At 77.1% G+C, this 17,775-nt stretch carries 2 protein-coding genes; both read left to right on the top strand.

Annotated features, from left to right (window positions below; translation table 11 throughout):
* The first annotated feature begins 150 nt into the window (after nucleotides 1-150).
* Complete coding sequence (locus tag ACWDRR_RS40435) at nucleotides 151-15,765, top strand: type I polyketide synthase (RefSeq protein WP_449777301.1); 15,615 nt, start codon at nucleotides 151-153, stop codon at nucleotides 15,763-15,765.
* Between the two features lie 113 nt (nucleotides 15,766-15,878).
* The coding region (locus tag ACWDRR_RS40430) for a type I polyketide synthase (protein WP_449777300.1) at nucleotides 15,879-17,775 on the top strand (1,897 nt) is incomplete at its 3' end.

Below are 17,775 nucleotides of genomic sequence, written 5' to 3'. Positions count from 1 at the left end.
GGGAGCCCGGTGCGCCTTCGCCCGCCCGGACCCCCTCCTGCCGCACCCCCGGCTCTAGGGAAAACCGGGGTCGACCGTGGTCAGACTGGGCGGCGGGTCGGACCTGGATGTCAGGAGCCCGGCATCTCACCCCGAGAGGTTGACATCGTGATGTCGAACGAGGAGAAGCTCCGCGACTATCTGAAGCGGGCCGTCGCAGACCTTCACGAGACTCGCGAGCAGCTGCGCGAGGTGGACGGGCGGAGCCGGGAGCCGATCGCGATCGTCGGGATGGCCTGCCGCTATCCGGGCGGTGTCCGCTCCCCCGGGGAGCTGTGGGAGCTGGTGCGCGACGGCGTCGACGCGGTCTCGGGCTTCCCCGCCGACCGGGGCTGGGACCTCGACACGCTGTACGACCCCGACCCGGACCACCCGGGCACCACCTCCACCCGCGCGAGCGGGTTCCTGCACGGGGCGGCGGAGTTCGACGCCGGCTTCTTCGGCATCTCGCCGCGCGAGGCGCTGGCGATGGACCCGCAGCAGCGGCTGCTGCTGGAGACGGCCTGGGAGGCCGTCGAGCAGGCCGGGATATCCCCCGACTCGCTGCGCTCCTCGCCCACCGGCGTGTTCGTCGGCACCGGCCACGGCGGCTACGACACGGTGCTCACCGGGCGGCCCCAGGAGGAGCTGGGCGGTCACCTGCTGACCGGCAACACCGTCAGCGTGGCCTCCGGGCGGATCTCCTACGTGCTCGGCCTGGAGGGGCCGGCGGTCACCGTGGACACCGCCTGCTCCTCCTCGCTGGTGGCCCTGCACCTGGCCGTGCAGTCGCTGCGCCGGGGCGAGTGCTCGCTGGCGCTGGCCGGCGGTGTCACGGTGATGTCGACGCCGCAGATGTTCGTGGAGTTCTCCCGGCAGCGGGGGCTGGCGCCGGACGGGCGGTGCAAGCCGTTCGCGGCGGCGGCCGACGGCACCGCGTGGAGCGAGGGTGCGGGGCTGCTGCTGGTCGAGCGCCTCTCGGACGCCGTCCGCAACGGCCACCCGGTGCTGGCGGTGGTGCGCGGCAGTGCGGTGAACCAGGACGGCGCGTCCAACGGTCTGACGGCGCCCAACGGCCCGTCCCAGCAGCGGGTCATCCGGCAGGCGCTGGCCGACGCCGGGCTCTCCGCGTCCGAGGTGGACGTGGTCGAGGCGCACGGCACCGGCACCCGGCTGGGCGACCCGATCGAGGCGGCGGCCCTGCTGGCCACCTACGGCCAGGGCCGGCCGCAGGACCGGCCGCTGCTGCTCGGGTCGCTGAAGTCCAACCTCGGGCACACCCAGGCGGCTTCGGGGGTCGCGGGCGTGATGAAGACGGTGCTGGCGATGCGGCACGGCCTGGTGCCCGCCGGCCTGCACATCGACGCCCCCACTCCGCACGTCGACTGGTCCGCCGGCGCCGTCGAACTGCTCACCGAGCCGACCGCCTGGCCCGCCACCGGCCGACCGCGGCGGGCGGCCGTCTCCTCGTTCGGCGTCAGCGGGACCAACGCCCATGTGATCGTCGAGCAGGCTCCCGAGCCCCCGGCCGAGCAGCAGCCGGCGGCGGATCGGCCCGCGCTCCCGGTCTGGCTGGTGTCGGCCAGGAGCACCGAGGCGCTGCGCGCGCAGGCCGGGCGGCTGGCCGCCCATGTGCGGTCCCGCCCGGAGCTCGCCCCCGCCGACGTGGCCGGCTCGCTGGCGACCACCCGGGCCCTGCTGGAGCACCGCGCCGTCGTGGTCGCGGCCGACCGGGAGGAGGCGCTGCGCGGACTGGACGCCCTCGCCGAGGGGCGGACCGCCACCGGACTGATCGAGGGGGAGGCGGCGAAGGCGCCGGTGGCCTTCCTCTTCTCCGGCCAGGGCTCGCAGCGGCTCGGCATGGGGCGGGAGCTGTACGGCCGGTACCCGGTCTTCGCGCAGGCCTTCGACGCCGTCTGCGCCGGGTTCGACGGACCGCTGCGCGAGGTCGTCTGGGGCGAGGACGCGCAGCTGCTGGACCGGACGGAGCACGCCCAGGCCGCGCTGTTCGCGGTGGAGGTCGCGCTCTTCCGGCTGGTCGAGTCCTGGGGCGTGAAGCCGCAGTTCGTGGCCGGCCACTCGATCGGCGGGATCGCCGCCGCGCACGTGGCCGGGGTGTTCTCCCCGGCCGACGCCTGCACCCTGGTGGCGGCGCGGGGCCGGCTGATGCAGGCGCTGCCCGAGGGCGGCGCGATGGCCGCCCTCGACGCCACCGAGGCGGAAGTCCTGCCCCTGCTCGGCGAGTTCGTCGCGCTGGCCGCCGTCAACGGGCCCACGTCCGTGGTGGTCTCCGGCCACCGGGACGCGGTCGAGCGGATCCGCGTCCACTTCGCGGAGCAGGGCCGCAGGACGACCCGGCTGCGGGTGAGCCACGCCTTCCACTCCCCGCTGATGGACCCGATGCTGGCGGAGTTCGGCCGGGTCCTGGCGGGGCTGCGGTTCGGCGCGCCCGCGATCCCGGTGGTCTCCGACCTGACCGGCGGGCTCGCGACCGAGGAGCAGCTCCGCTCGCCGGAGTACTGGGTGCGCCACGCCCGCGAGCCGGTCCGCTTCGCCGACGGTGTGCGCACCCTGGAGGCCCGGGGCGTCACCCGCTTCGTCGAGCTCGGCCCGGACGGGGTGCTCTCCGCGATCGCCCGCGAGTCGGCCGGTGCGGACGCCGTGCTGGTCCCCCTGCTGCGCAAGGACCGCGGCGAGGAGGCGACGGCGCTGGACGCGCTGGCCCGGCTGCACGTCCACGGGGTGCGGGTCGACTGGGCCGCGCTGGACCCCGGGGCGCGGGCGTGCCGCGTCGAGCTGCCGACCTACGCCTTCCAGCGCCGGCGGTTCTGGCCGCCGACCGGCGCCCTGGACGTGGTGACGGGTGAGGCGCCGACCGACCCGGTGGAGACCGCCTTCTGGGCGGCGGTGGAGCGCGGGGCCCTGCGGGAGGCGTCCGCCGTGCTCGGGATCGAGGGGCGGGCGGCCGAGGCCTCGCTCGACGACCTGCTCCCCGTCCTGGCGACCTGGCGGCGGCAGCGGCGGGAGGCCTCCACCGCGGACGGGTGGAGCTACCGGGCGTCGTGGACGCCGGTCACCGCCCGCCCGGAGCGGCCGGCGGCCGGGCGGTGGCTGGCCGTCCTCCCGCAGGGCGTCGACGACGACGGCTGGTCGGCCGCCCTGCTCGACGGCCTGGCCGCCCGGGGCGTGCAGATCGAACGCCTGGCCGTGCCGGGCGAGGACCTGACGGAGGTCACCGCCCGGCTGGCCGCGGAGCCCCTCGCGGGGGAGCCGCCGGCCGGGGTGCTCTCCGTCCTGGCCCTGGACGAGCGCCCGCACCCCGGGCACCCGGCGGTGCCACAGGGGCTGGCCGCGACGGCGGAGCTGCTGCGCGCGCTGGAGCGGGCGGGCGTCCGGGCACCGCTGTGGTGCGTCACCCGCGAGGCGGTGGCCGTGGACCGCACCGACCCGGTGTCCGGGGCGGTGCAGGCGCAGGTCTGGGGCCTCGGGCGGGTCGCCGCGCTGGAGCACCCGCAGCTGTGGGGCGGCCTGGTGGACCTGCCGGCGGTGCTGGACGGCCGGATCCTGGCGGGGCTGGCCGGCGTTCTCGCCGGCGGCGGCGAGGACCAGGTCGCGGTCCGCACCGCCGGCGTGCTCGCCCGCCGACTGGTCCGGATCCCGGCCGCCGGCACGCCGGGCGCGGGCGCCGAGGAGGGCTGGACGGCGCCCGGCGGCACGGTGCTGGTCACCGGCGGCACGGGCGCGCTCGGCGCCCGGGTGGCGCAGTGGCTGGCCGGCGCCGGCGCCGAGCACCTGCTGCTGGTCGGCCGCCGGGGCGCGGACGCCGAGGGCGCGGCCGAGCTGACGGAGCGGCTGACGGCGGCGGGAGCCCGGGTCACCGTCGCCGCCTGCGACCTCGCGGACCGGGCGGCGCTGGCCCGGCTGCTCTCCGAGCTCCCCGCCGGGCTGCCGCTGACCGGCGTGGTGCACGCGGCCGGCGTACTGGACGACGGCGTGCTGGAGTCGCTGACCACCGACCGCTTCGCGAGCGTTCTGCGCGCCAAGGCCGAAGGGGCACGCCACCTCCACGAGCTGACCCGGGGCCACCCGCTGGCGATGTTCGTGCTCTTCTCCTCGATCTCCGGGGTGCTGGGCAACGCCGGCCAGGCCAACTACGCGGCGGCCAACGCCTACCTGGACGCGCTGGCCGAGCAGCGCCGCGCCGAGGGACTGGTCGCGACCTCGGTGGCCTGGGGCCCCTGGGACGGCGGCGGCATGGCCGGCACCGCGCTGCCCGCCGAGCGGGCGCGCCGGGGCGGGCTCGTCCCGATGGCGCCCGAACCGGCGCTGCTGGCGCTGCGGCGGGCGGTGGCGAGGGGCACCACCTGCGCGACCGTGGCCGATGTCGACTGGCGCTCGCTGGCGGCGCTGCTGACGGCGGCCCGCCCCAGCCCGCTGATCGCCGACCTGCCCGAGGTGCGGGCGCTGCGCCCGGCCGACGGCGGCGGCCCGACCGGCACCTCCCCGCTGCGCGGGCGCCTGGCCGGTGTCGCCGAGGCCGAGCAGCAGCACATCCTGGTCGAGCTGCTGCGCGAGCAGATCGCCCAGGTCCTCGGCCACGCCTCGCCGGGCGGCATCGACGCCAAGCGCGCCTTCCGGGAGCTGGGCTTCGACTCGCTGACGGCGGTCGAGCTGCGCAACCGGCTCGCCGCCGTCACCGGCCTGCGGCTGCCGGCCACGCTGCTCTTCGACCACCCGACGGCCGTCGCCGTCGCCGCCCACCTGCGGGCCGAGCTGACGGGCGGTCCCGGCACGGAGGTCTCCGCGGCCACCGCGGGGCCCGGTTCCGACGAGCCCGTCGCGATCGTGGCGATGGCCTGCCGCTTCCCCGGCGGAGTGAGCACGCCGGAGGACCTCTGGCGGCTGCTCGCCGACGGGGCGGACGGCATCACCGCCTTCCCGGCCGAGCGCGGCTGGGACACCGAGCGGATCTACCACCCGGACCCGGAGCACCGGGGCACCAGCTACGTCCGCGAGGGCGGCTTCCTCGCGGACCTGGCCGGCTTCGACGCCGAACTCTTCGGCATCTCGCCGCGCGAGGCGCTGGCGATGGACCCCCAGCAGCGCCTGCTGCTGGAGACCGCCTGGGAGACCCTGGAACGGGCGGGCCTGGCACCGGACTCGCTGCGGGCCAGCGCCACCGGCGTGTTCGTCGGCTCCAACTTCCAGGACTACCCCCGGGTCCTGGACACGGCCGAGGACGACGTGGCCGGTTATCTGATGACCGGCAGCGCGTCCAGCGTGGTCTCCGGCCGGCTCTCCTACACCTTCGGCTTCGAGGGGCCGGCGGTCACCGTGGACACCGCCTGCTCCTCCTCGCTGGTGGCCCTGCACCTGGCCGCCCAGTCACTGCGCCGGGGCGAGTGCTCGCTGGCGCTGGCCGGCGGCGTGACCCTGATGTCGACCCCGCAGACCTTCGTGGAGTTCTCCCGGCAGCGGGGCCTGGCGCCGGACGGGCGGTGCAAGCCCTTCGCGGCGGCCGCCGACGGCACCGGCTGGAGCGAGGGCGTGGGGCTGCTGCTGGTCGAGCGCCTCTCGGACGCCGTCCGCAACGGCCACCCGGTGCTGGCGGTGGTGCGCGGCAGCGCGGTGAACCAGGACGGTGCCTCCAACGGTCTGACGGCGCCCAACGGCCCGTCCCAGCAGCGGGTGATCCGGCAGGCGCTGGCCGACGCGGGGCTGACGGCCGGTGAGGTGGACGTGGTCGAGGCGCACGGTACCGGCACCCGGCTCGGCGACCCGATCGAGGCCCAGGCGCTGCTCGCCACCTACGGCCAGGACCGGCCGCAGGACCGGCCGCTGCTGCTCGGATCGGTGAAGTCCAACCTCGGGCACACCCAGGCCGCCGCCGGCGTCGCGGGCGTGATGAAGACGGTGCTGGCGATGCGGCACGGCCTGGTGCCCGCCAGCCTGCACCTCGACGCCCCCACCCCGCACGTCGACTGGTCCGCCGGCGCCGTCGAACCGGTCGCCGAGCCGACCGCCTGGCCCGCCACCGACCACCCGTACCGCGCCGGGGTCTCCTCCTTCGGGATCAGCGGCACCAACGCCCACGTGATCCTGGAGGCGCACCCCGAACCGGCACCCGGCCCCGTCGACGACACCCCGGCACCGCTGCCCTGGGTGCTGTCCGCACACACCCCGCGGGCGCTGCGCGAGCAGGCCCGCCGCCTCGCCGGGCACCTGGCGGCATCCGGCACCGAACCGGCCGGCCTCGCCCACGCGCTGGCGACCACCCGGGCCGCGCTGGACCACCGCGCGGCCGTCGTGGCCGCCGACCGGGACACCCTGCTGGCCGGGCTCGACGCCCTGGCCGAGGGCCGGGCCCACCCCGCCGTCCGCGAGGGCCACTGCGAGGGCGACGGCGGGACGGTGTTCGTCTTCCCCGGCCAGGGTTCGCAGTGGGCCGGGATGGCGCTGGACCTGCTGGACACCTCCCCGGTCTTCGCCGAGCGGCTGGACGCCTGCGCGGCCGCCCTCGCACCCCACGTCGACTGGTCGCTGCACGACGTGCTGCGCGGCGCGCCCGGCGCGCCGTCGCTGGAGAACGTCGACGTCGTCCAGCCCGTGCTCTTCGCCGTCATGGTCTCCCTCGCGCACCTGTGGCAGGCGCACGGCGTACGGCCGGCCGCCGTGGTGGGCCACTCGCAGGGCGAGATCGCCGCGGCCTGCGTGGCCGGCGCGCTCTCGCTGGAGGACGCCGCCCGGGTGGTCGCGCTGCGCAGCAGGGCCCTGACCGCGCTGTCCGGCCTGGGCGGGATGGTCTCGGTGGCGACCTCGGTCGAGGCCGTCCGCGAACGCGTCCGGCCCTTCGGCGAGCGGCTCTCGGTGGCCGCGGTCAACGGCCCGGCCTCGGTGGTCGTCTCCGGCGCGCCGGACGCCCTCGACGCGCTGGTCGCCGGCTGCGAGCGGGACGGCATCCGGGCCCGCCGGGTGCCGGTCGACTACGCCTCGCACTCCGCGCAGGTGGAGCGCATCGAGGAGGAGCTGGCCACGCTGCTGGCGCCGATCACGCCCCGCCCGGCCGGGATCCCCTTCTACTCGACGGTCAGCGGCACGCCGATCGACACCACCGGGCTGGACGCCGCCTACTGGTACCGCAACCTGCGCCGGACCGTGCAGTTCGAGCGGGCCACCCGGGCCCTGCTGGCCGACGGCCACCGGGTGTTCATCGAGGTCGGCCCGCACCCCGTGGTCACCACCGGCGTGCAGGAGACCATCGAGTCCACCGGGCTCCCCGCCGCCGCCACCGGCACGCTGCGGCGCGACGAGGGCTCACTCGCACGGTTCCTGCTCTCGCTGGCCGACGCCCGCAACCACGGCGCCCGGGTCGACTGGGCGGCGCTCTTCACCGGCCGGCCCGCCGACCCGGCGCACCTGCCGACCTACGCCTTCCAGCACAAGCGCTTCTGGCCCCGCAGCGCGCCGCCCACCGGCGACGTCACCGCGGCGGGCCTGGCCGCACCGGACCACCCGCTGCTCGGCGCCTCCGTGCAACTCGCGGGCGGCGACGGGCTGGTGGCGACCGCCCGCTGGTCGCTGCGCAGCCACCCCTGGCTCGCCGAGCACGCCGTGGCCGGCGTCGTGGTCGTACCCGGCGCGGCACTGGCCGAGGCCGTGATCCGGGCCGGCGACGAACTCGGCTGCGGCCGGATCGAGGAACTCACCCTGCACGCACCGGTGCTGCTGCCCGAGAGCGGCGGGCTGCGGGTGCAGATCGCGGTCGGCGCCCCCGACGAGGCGGGCCTGCGGCCGGTGACCGTGCACACCGGCCGGGGCGACACCGACGCGCCGTGGACCGAACACGCCACCGGCACCCTCGCCACGCCCCGGGCCGAGCCCGCCGGCGCCCCCTTCGCGGTCTTCGCCGACTGGCCGCCGCGCGAGGCACGGCCGCTGCCCGTCGACGGCTTCTACGCCGCGCTGCGCACGGCCGGCTACGAGTACGGCCCGGTGTTCCAGGGCCTCCGGGCGGCCTGGCGGCTCGGCGAGGACGTCCTCGCCGAGGTGGACCTGCCCGAGGCGGCGCTGCCGCAGGCGGCCCGGTTCGGGATCCACCCGGCGCTGCTGGACGCCGCCCTGCACGCGGCGGGCCTCGGGCCGCTGCGCGCCGAGGACGGCCGGCCCGGCCTGCCGTTCTCCTGGACCGGCGTCTCGCTGCACGCCACCGGGGCGACCTCGCTGCGGGTGCGGCTGAGCCCGGCCGGGCCGGGCGGCGTCCGGGTCCTGCTGGCCGACCGGGCGGGCCGGCCGGTGGCCGCGATCGACGCGCTGGCCGTACGGCCGCTGTCGCCCGACGCCCTGGACACCGGGTCGGGCGCCGTCCAGGAGGCGCTCTTCGCCGTCGAGTGGCCGGCCGTGCCCCTCCCGGACCGGCCCGCGCCGCCGGCCGCCGCCCGCTGGGCGCTGATCGGCGACGCACCGCGCCACGCGGCCGCCCTGGCCGAGGGCGGGGCCGTCCTGACGGCCTGGGACGACGGGGCCGACGACCGGGAGGCCCCCGAGGTCGTCCTGGTGACCGCACCGCGACCGCGCACCGGTGACCCCGCCGTCCCCGATGCCCCCATCGTCCCCGGGGCGACCGGCGCCGCGCTGGACCGCGTCCTCGGGCTGCTCCAGGAGTGGCTCGCCGACGAGCGCTTCGCGACCACCCGCCTGCTGGTGGTCACCGAGCACGCCGTCGCCACCCACCCCGGTGAGGCCCTCACCGACCTGCCCGGCGCCGCACTCCGGGGGCTGGTCCGCTCCGCGCAGACCGAGCACCCCGGCCGGATCGTCCTCGCCGACCTCGACGGGCAGCCCGCCTCCTGGCGCGCCCTGCCCGGCGCGCTGGAGGCCGACGAGCCCGAGCTGGCACTGCGTCAGGGAGCGGCCCACGCGCCGCGCCTGGTCCGCGCCCGGCCGGGCGCGGCGCTGACCGCGCCGGACGGCGACGGGCCGTGGCGGCTGGACATCACCGAGAAGGGCACCGTCGACCGGCTCACCCTGCTGCCCGCCCCGGACGCGACGGCCGCACTGGAACCGGGCCAGGTCCGGCTCGCCGTCCGGGCCGCCGGCCTGAACTTCCGCGACGTCCTCAACGCCCTGGGCATGTACCCCGGCGGCGCCCGCCTGCTCGGCTCCGAGGCCGCCGGCACCGTGGTCGAGGTCGGCCCGGGCGTGACCGGGCTGGCCCCCGGCGACCGGGTGATGGGCATGGTGACCGGCGGCTTCGGCCCGCTGGCCGTCGCCGACCACCGGGTCCTGGTACGGATGCCGCACGGCTGGACCTTCACCGAGGCGGCCGCCGTCCCCGTGGTCTTCCTCACCGCCTACTACGCCCTGCGCGACCTGGCCGCACTGGCCCCCGGCGAGTCCGTCCTGGTGCACGCCGCCACCGGCGGCGTCGGCATGGCCGCGACCCAGCTGGCCCGGCTCTGGGGCGCCGAGGTGTACGGCACCACCGGCGAGGCCAAGCAGGAACTGCTGCGCGCCGAGGGGTGGCCCGCCGAACGCCTGGCCTCCTCCCGGACCCTGGACTTCGAGGACGCGTTCCGCACCGCCACCGGCGGCCGGGGCGTGGACGTGGTGCTGAACTCGCTGGCCGGCGAGTACGTGGACGCCTCGCTGCGCCTGCTGCGCCCGGGCGGGCGCCTGATCGAGATGGGCAAGACCGACGTCCGCGACGCCGAACAGGTCGCCCGGGACCACCGGGGCGCCGGCTACCGCGCCTTCGACCTGGTCGAGGCCGGACCGGAGCGGATCGGGCGGATGCTGACCGAGCTGGTCGCGCTCTTCGAACAGGGCGCGCTGCGCCCGCTGCCGACCACCACCTGGGACGTCCGGCACGCCCGCGAGGCGTTCCGGCACATGGCCCAGGCCCGGCACACCGGCAAGGTCGTGCTGACCGTGCCCCGCCCCTGGGACCCCGAGGGCACCGTGCTGATCACCGGCGGCACCGGAGAGCTGGGCGCGCTGATCGCGCGGCACCTGGTCGCCGAACGCGGCGTCCGCCACCTGCTGCTGGCCGGCCGCCGCGGCCCGGAGGCCACCGGCGCCGAGCAACTGCGCGCCGACCTCACCGCCCTCGGCGCCCGGGTCACCCTCGCCGCCTGCGACGCCGCCGACCGCCAGGCGCTGGCCGACCTGGTGGCCGGGGTGCCGGCCGCCCACCCGCTGACCGCCGTGGTGCACGCCGCCGGCGTCCTCGACGACGGCGTGCTCGCCTCGCTGACCCCCGGACGGCTGCGCACCGTCCTCGGGCCCAAGGCCGACGCCGCCTGGCACCTGCACGAGCTGACCGAACGACTGGACCTCGCCGACCTGGTGCTCTTCTCCTCCGCCGCGGGCGTCTTCGGCTCGGCCGGCCAGGGCAACTACGCGGCGGCCAACGCCTTCCTGGACGGCCTGGCCCAGCACCGCCGGGTCCGCGGGCTGCCCACCACCTCGCTCGCCTGGGGCCTGTGGGCGCAGGCCAGCGGGATGACCGGACACCTGGACGCCGCCGACCTGGCCCGCGCACGGCAGAGCGGCGGACTGCGCCTGGACACCCGGGACGGCATCGAGCTGTTCGACGCGGCCGTCGCGGCGGGGCGCGCCCAGCTCGTCCCCGTCCGGCTCGACACCACCGCGCTGCGCGCGCGCACCCGCGACCGACTCCCCGCCCTGCTGCGCGCGCTGTTCCGCGGCAGGGCCCGCACGGCGGCCGGACCCACCGAAGCCACCGCGCCCGACGGACTGCGGCGGAGCCTGGCCGCTCTCGGCGCCGCCGACCGCCGCGCCCTGCTGCTCGACCTGGTGACCGGCCACGCCGCCGCGGTGCTGGGCCGTCCGGGGACGGAGCCGTTCCACGCCGGCCGGGCCTTCCGCGACCTGGGCTTCGACTCGCTCACCGCGGTCGAGCTGCGCAACCGGCTCAACACCGCCACCGGCCTGCGGCTGCCGGCCACCCTGGTCTTCGACCACCCGAGCCCGGGCGCGCTCGCGGACCACCTCGCCGCGCAGCTCACCGGCGGCGCGGCCGAACCGGGCGCCCCGGCGGCCGCGGCGGCCGTCGCCGCCGACGAGCCGATCGCGATCGTCGGCATGGCCTGCCACTACCCCGGCGGCGTCCGCTCGCCGGAGGACCTGTGGGACCTGCTCGCCTCGGGCACCGACGCCGTCGCGGGCCTGCCCACCGACCGCGGCTGGGACGTGGCACGGCTCTACGACTCCGTCCCCGACCGGCTCGCCGGCGCCCGCCCCCTGGAGGGCGGCTTCCTGCACCAGGCCGCCGAGTTCGACGCGGACTTCTTCGGCATCGGCCCGAACGAGGCCCTGGTGATGGACCCGCAGCAGCGCCTGCTGCTCGAAACCGCCTGGGAGGCGGTCGAGCGGGCCGGCATCGACCCGAAGGAGCTGCGGGGCAGCCGGACCGGCGTCTTCGCCGGCCTCTCCTCCAGCGACTACATCGGGCGGGTCGGGCAGCTGCCCGAGGAGCTCGCGGGCTACGTCAACAACGGCAACGCCGGCAGCGTGGTCTCCGGCCGGGTCGCCTACACCCTCGGCCTGGAGGGCCCGGCCGTCACCGTCGACACCGCTTGCTCCTCCTCGCTGGTGGCCCTGCACCTGGCGGCGCAGGCGCTGCGCGGCGGCGAGTGCTCGCTCGCACTGGCCGGCGGGGTGACCGTGATGTCCTCCCCGGGGATCATGGTCGACTTCTCCCGCCAGCGCGGCCTGGCCGCCGACGGCCGCTGCAAGCCCTTCGCGGCGGCTGCCGACGGGACGGGCTTCGCCGAGGGCGTCGGCCTGCTGGTGGTCGAGCGGCTCTCCGACGCGCTGCGCAACGGCCACCGGGTCTGGGCCGTACTGCGCGGGTCCGCGATCAACCAGGACGGTGCCAGCAACGGGCTCAGCGCCCCCAACGGCCCCTCCCAGCAGCGGGTGATCCGCCAGGCGCTGGCCAACGCGGGCCTGACGGCCGGTGAGGTGGACGCCGTCGAGGCGCACGGCACGGGCACCCGGCTGGGCGACCCGATCGAGGCCCAGGCCTTGCTGGCCACCTACGGACAGGACCGGCCGACCGGCCACCCGCTGCTGCTCGGCTCCATCAAGTCGAACATCGGGCACAGCCAGGCCGCGGCCGGCGTGGCCGGGGTGATGAAGATGGTGCTGGCGATGCGGCACGGCCTGCTCCCCAAGAGCCTGCACATCGACGCCCCCACCCCGCAGGTGGACTGGTCCGCCGGCGCCGTCGGCCTGCTCGCCGAGGCCGCCCCCTGGCCGGCCACCGGGCGGCCGCGCCGGGCCGGCGTCTCCTCCTTCGGCATCAGCGGCACCAATGCGCACGTCATCCTCGAACAGGCCCCCGAGGCCGAACCCGGCCCGGCCGAGCCGGCGCCCGAACCGACGCCCGAGCCGGCCGCCCTCCCGCTGCTGCTCTCGGCACGCAGCGCACCCGCCCTGCGCGGCCAGGCCCGGGCCCTGCTCGACCGCCTGGACGCGGCGCAGGCACTCGACACCGCGGCCTCCCTGGTCACCGGACGCGCCACCCTCGAACACCGGGCCGTCGTGGTCGGCACCGGCCGCGAGGCCCTGCGCACCGGACTGCACGCGCTGGCCGAGGGCCGGCCGGCGCCCGGGGTCGTCCACGGCCGCCGGGCCCCGGGCCGCGACCGCAAGGTCGTCCTGGTCTTTCCCGGCCAGGGCTCCCAGTGGGCCGGCATGGGCGCCGAACTGCTGGACGGCTCAACGGCGTTCGCCGACCGGATCGCCGAGTGCGAGCAGGCGCTGGCGCCCTACACCGACTGGTCGCTGCGCGCCGTGCTGCGCGGCGCCGAGGGCGCGCCCGGCCTCGACCGGGTGGACGTCGCCCAGCCCGCGCTGTGGGCGGTGATGGTCGCGCTGGCCGAGGTCTGGCGCGCCCACGGCGTGGAGCCGGCCGCCGTCCTGGGGCACTCCCAGGGCGAGATCGCCGCCGCCTGCGTCGCCGGCCTGCTCGCGCCGGCCGACGCCGCCAAGGTGGTCGCCCTGCGCAGCCGGGCCATCGCCGCCGGACTCTCCGGCCACGGCGGGATGGTGTCGGTGACGGCGCCGCACGCCGAGGTGCTGGCCCGCCTCGCCGCCTGGGGCGAGCAGATCTCGGTCGCCGCCGTGAACGGACCGGCCGGCGTGGTCGTCTCCGGCGATCCCGGCGCGCTCGCCGAACTGATCGAGTCCTGCGCGGGCGACGGCGTGCGGGCCAAGCGGATCCCGGTGGACTACGCCTCGCACTCGGCCCAGGTCGAACGGATCCGCGAGACCCTGCTGACGGACCTGGCCGGCATCCGGACCCGCCCGGCCCGGATCCCGTTCTTCTCGACGGTGACGGCCGACTGGGCCGACCACGACACCCGGCTGGACGCGCACTACTGGTTCGAGAACCTGCGCCGCACCGTGCGCCTGGAGCAGTCGGTGCGCGCCCTGCTCGACCAGGGCCACGACGTCTTCGTCGAGGCCAGCCCGCACCCCGTGCTCACCATGGGCATCGAGGACACCGTCGCGGCCGCGGAGGCCGAGGCGGTGGTGATCGGATCCGTCCGCCGCGACGACGGCGGCCCGGCCCGGGTGCTGGCCTCCCTCGCCGAGGCCCATGTGCAGGGCGTCCGGGTCGACTGGAGCGGCGCGGTCGCGGGCGGCCGGGCCGTGGACCTGCCCACCTACGCCTTCCAGCGGGAGCGCTACTGGCTGGACGCGACACCCCGGGCCGAGGACGCCCCGACGGCGGCCGAGCACCGGGGCGCGCTGTACCGGGTCGAGTGGAGCGAACTGCCGGTCCGGAGCGCCGGCGACCGGTCCGCCGCACCGGCCCGCGTCTTCGACCGCCCGGCCGACCTGCGTGCGGCCCTCGCCTCCGGGGAGCCGGCGACCCCGCCCGAGACGGTGCTGCTGCGGTTCGCGGCCCAGGCGCCCACCGACGTCGCCGACGGCACCGACGTCGCCGCCGACGGCACCGATGTCGCCGCCGCTGTGCACGAGGCCGTGCGCGTCGTGCTCGACCTCGCCCGGTGCTGGCTGGCCGACCCCCGGTACGCGGCCTCGCGGCTGGTCCTGGTGACCTCCGGCGCGGTCGGCACCGGTGCGCACGAGGACGTCCCGGCCCCCGCGACGGCGGCCGTCTGGGGCCTGCTGCGCTCCGCGCAGTCCGAGCACCCCGGCCGGTTCCTGCTCGCCGACCTCGACGACCGGGCGTGCTCCGAGCAGGCGCTGCCCGCCGCGACGGCGGCCGCGATCGCCGCCGGGGAGTCCCAACTGGCCGTGCGGAACGGGACGGCGCTGGTACCGCGACTGGTCCCGGCCGCCGCGCCGCAGCCGGCCGCCCCGGAGCCCGCTGCGCCGGAGCCCGCCGCCCTCGCCTGGCAGTGGGGCGGCGCGGCCGGGGGCACCGTGCTGGTCACCGGCGGAACGGGCACGCTCGGCGCGCTGGTCGCCCGGCACCTGGTCACCCGGCACGGCGTGGGCCACCTGCTGCTGACCGGCCGGCGCGGACTCGACGCCCCCGGGGCCGAGGAGCTGCGCGCGGAGCTGACCGGCCTCGGCGCCGAGGTCTCCGTGGTCGCCTGCGACGCCGCCGACCGGGACCGGCTCGCCGCCGTCCTGCGCGACATCCCGGCCGAGCACCCGCTGACCGCCGTCGTGCACGCGGCGGGCGTGCTCGCCGACGGCCTGCTGGAGAACCTGACGGACGAACAGGTCGCGCAGGTCCTGCGGCCCAAGGTGGACGCCGCCTGGCACCTGCACGAGCTGACCCGCGACGCGGACCTCGCCGCCTTCGTGCTCTTCTCCTCCTTCGCCGGCCTCGCCGGCGGCATGGCGCAGGCCAACTACGCGGCCGCCAACGCCTTCCTCGACGCCCTGGCCCAGCACCGCCGGGCGCGCGGCCTGCCCGCCGTCTCGCTGGCATGGGGATACTGGGGAGATTCCAGTGGAATGACGGCCACCCTGGGCGACATGGATGTCGCCCGCCTCGCCCGCTCCGGGATGCTGCCCCTCTCGGCCGACCAGGGGCTCGCCCTGCTCGACCACGCGTCGGCCGTCGACAGCCCGCTGCTGGCCCCGGTCCGGTTGGACCTGCGGGCCCTCACCCCCGGTGACGTCCCGGCGCTGCTGCGCGGGCTGCTCCCCGTCCTGCCGCGCCGGGCCGAACCGACGGGCGCCACCGGGGCACGGGACCGGCGCAGCGCCGAGCAGGACCTCCGGGACCGGCTGGCCGGGCTGAGCACGGCCAAGCAGGAGAACCTGCTGCTGGAGCTGATCGTCGGGCACGTCGCCACCGTCCTCGGCCACGGCTCCACCGCGGCGATCGAGGCCGACCGGGGCTTCCTGGACCTCGGCATGTCCTCGCTGACGGCGGTCGAGCTGCGCAACCGCCTCACCACCGAGACCGGACTGCGGCTGCCGACCACCGCGATCTTCGACCACCCGACCCCCGCCGGGCTGGCCCGCCATCTGCGCACCGCCCTGCGGACCGGGCCGGGCACCGAACCGGCCGCACCCGTCCTGGCCGAGCTCGACGGCCTGGAGAAGGCCGTCGCCGGCGCCGACCTCGACACCGAGACCCGCGCCCACCTGGTCCTGCGGCTCAGGACACTGCAGTGGAAGCTCGACAGCCCGGACGAGGACGACACCGGGGAGCACGGCGACGCCGATCTCACGGCCTCGACCGACGACGAGATCTTCGACCTCATCGACAACGAACTCGGCCTCGCCTGACCGAGCCCGGCCGGCCGCCACCGGCCACCGCCGTCACCACAGATCGCACGGGTGCCTCCGAACACGCGGTACGCCGTGCAACGCCCTTTCCGAACTGCGAGGTCTCCCCACCCATGGCCAGCTCCTCCGAGGACAAGCTCCGCGACTACCTCAAGAAGGTCACCGCCGACCTCAAGCGGACCAGGCAGCGGCTGGAGACCGTCGAGGCGCGGGAGAACGAGCCGATCGCGATCGTCGGCATGGCCTGCCGCTTCCCCGGCGGCGTCCGGTCGCCGGAGGACCTGTGGCGGATGGTGGCCGACGGCGTCGACGCCATCGGCGAGCTGCCCGACGACCGCGGCTGGGACACCGCGGCACTCTACGACCCGACCCCCGGCACCCCGGGCAAGAGCTACGTGCGCCACGGCGGCTTCCTTGACGGCGTGGGCGACTTCGACGCGGAACTCTTCGGCATCGCCCCGCGCGAGGCCCTCGCGATGGACCCGCAGCAGCGGCTGCTGCTGGAGTCCGCCTGGGAGGCGGTCGAGGGCGCCCGGATCGACCCCGCCGCGCTGCGCGGCAGCGACACCGGCGTCTTCGTCGGCGGCGCCGACACCGACTACGGCTCGCTCGCCCGGCAGTCCGCGGAGACCGAGGGCCACCTGCTGACCGGGGGCGCGGTCAGCGTGCTCTCCGGCCGGATCTCCTACGTCCTCGGCCTGGAAGGGCCGGCGGTGACCGTCGACACGGCCTGCTCCTCCGCGCTGGTCGCCCTGCACCTGGCCGTCCGCGCGCTGCGCGCCGGCGAGTGCTCGCTGGCCCTGGCCGGCGGCGTGGCCGTGATGCCGACCACCCGCCTGTTCACCGAGTTCTCCCGCCAGCGCGGGCTGGCCCCCGACGGCCGGTGCAAGCCGTTCGCCGAGGCCGCCGACGGCACCTCCTGGTCCGAGGGCGTGGGCGTCCTGCTGGTCGAACGGCTCTCGGACGCCCGGCGCAACGGCCACCCCGTCCTCGCGGTGGTCCGCGGTACCGCCGTCAACCAGGACGGCGCCAGCAGCCGGCTCACCGCCCCCAACGGCCCCGCCCAGCAACGGGTGATCAGGGCGGCACTCGCCAACGCGCAGCTCTCGCCCGACCAGGTCGACGCCGTGGAGGCGCACGGCACGGGCACCACCCTCGGCGACCCGATCGAGGCGCAGGCGCTGCTGGCGACCTACGGCCGCGACCGCGACCCCGCGCGGCCGCTGCTGCTCGGCGCGATCAAGTCGAACATCGGCCACGCCCAGGCCGCCTCCGGGGTCGCCGGTGTGATCAAGACGGTGATGGCGCTGCGCCGCGGCGTGCTGCCGCGGACCCTGCACGTGGACGCGCCCTCCTCGCACGTCGACTGGACGGCCGGTGCGGTCGAGCTGCTGACGGACACCCGCGAGTGGCCGGCGACCGGCCGACCGCGCCGGGCCGGCGTGTCGGCCTTCGGCATCAGCGGCACCAACGCGCACATCGTGCTGGAGCAGGCCGAGCTCCCGCCCTCGGACGAGCAGCCGGAGATGCCCGGCACGCTGCCCTGGCTGCTGTCCGGCCGGACCGAGGCGGCGCTGCGCGGCCAGGCCGCGCGGCTGGCCGCGCACGTCCGGGCCGACGCGGACCTCACCCCGACCGATGTCGCCTTCTCGCTGGCGACCACCCGGGCGACGCTGGAGCAGCGGGCCGCCGTCGTGGCCGGTGACCGCGAGCGGCTCCTGAACGGCCTGGACGCCCTGGCGGCGGGCCGGGCCGCCGCCGGCCTCGTCACCGGTGCGGCGGCCACGGCCCCGCTCGCGTTCCTCTTCTCCGGGCAGGGGTCGCAACGCCTCGGCATGGGGCGGGAGTTGTACGGCCGGTTCGCGGTGTTCGCGGCTGCGTTCGACGCGGTCTGTGCGGAGCCGGGCTTCGAGTCGGTGCGCGAGGTGGTGTGGGGGTCGGACGCGGAGGTGTTGGACCGGACGGTGCACGCCCAGGCGGCGCTGTTCGCGGTCGAGGTGGCGTTGTTCC

It is taken from the genome of Kitasatospora sp. NPDC003701 (assembly GCF_053587085.1).
Note: the sequence above shows the minus strand (reverse complement) of the source record. Positions and strands in the feature narration are given on the sequence as shown.

What these genes read in the sequence shown, in the direction of transcription:
- ACWDRR_RS40435 (WP_449777301.1), top strand. Translation starts at nt 151, where the DNA reads ATGTCGAACGAGGAGAAGCTCCGCGACTATCTGAAGCGGGCCGTCGCA.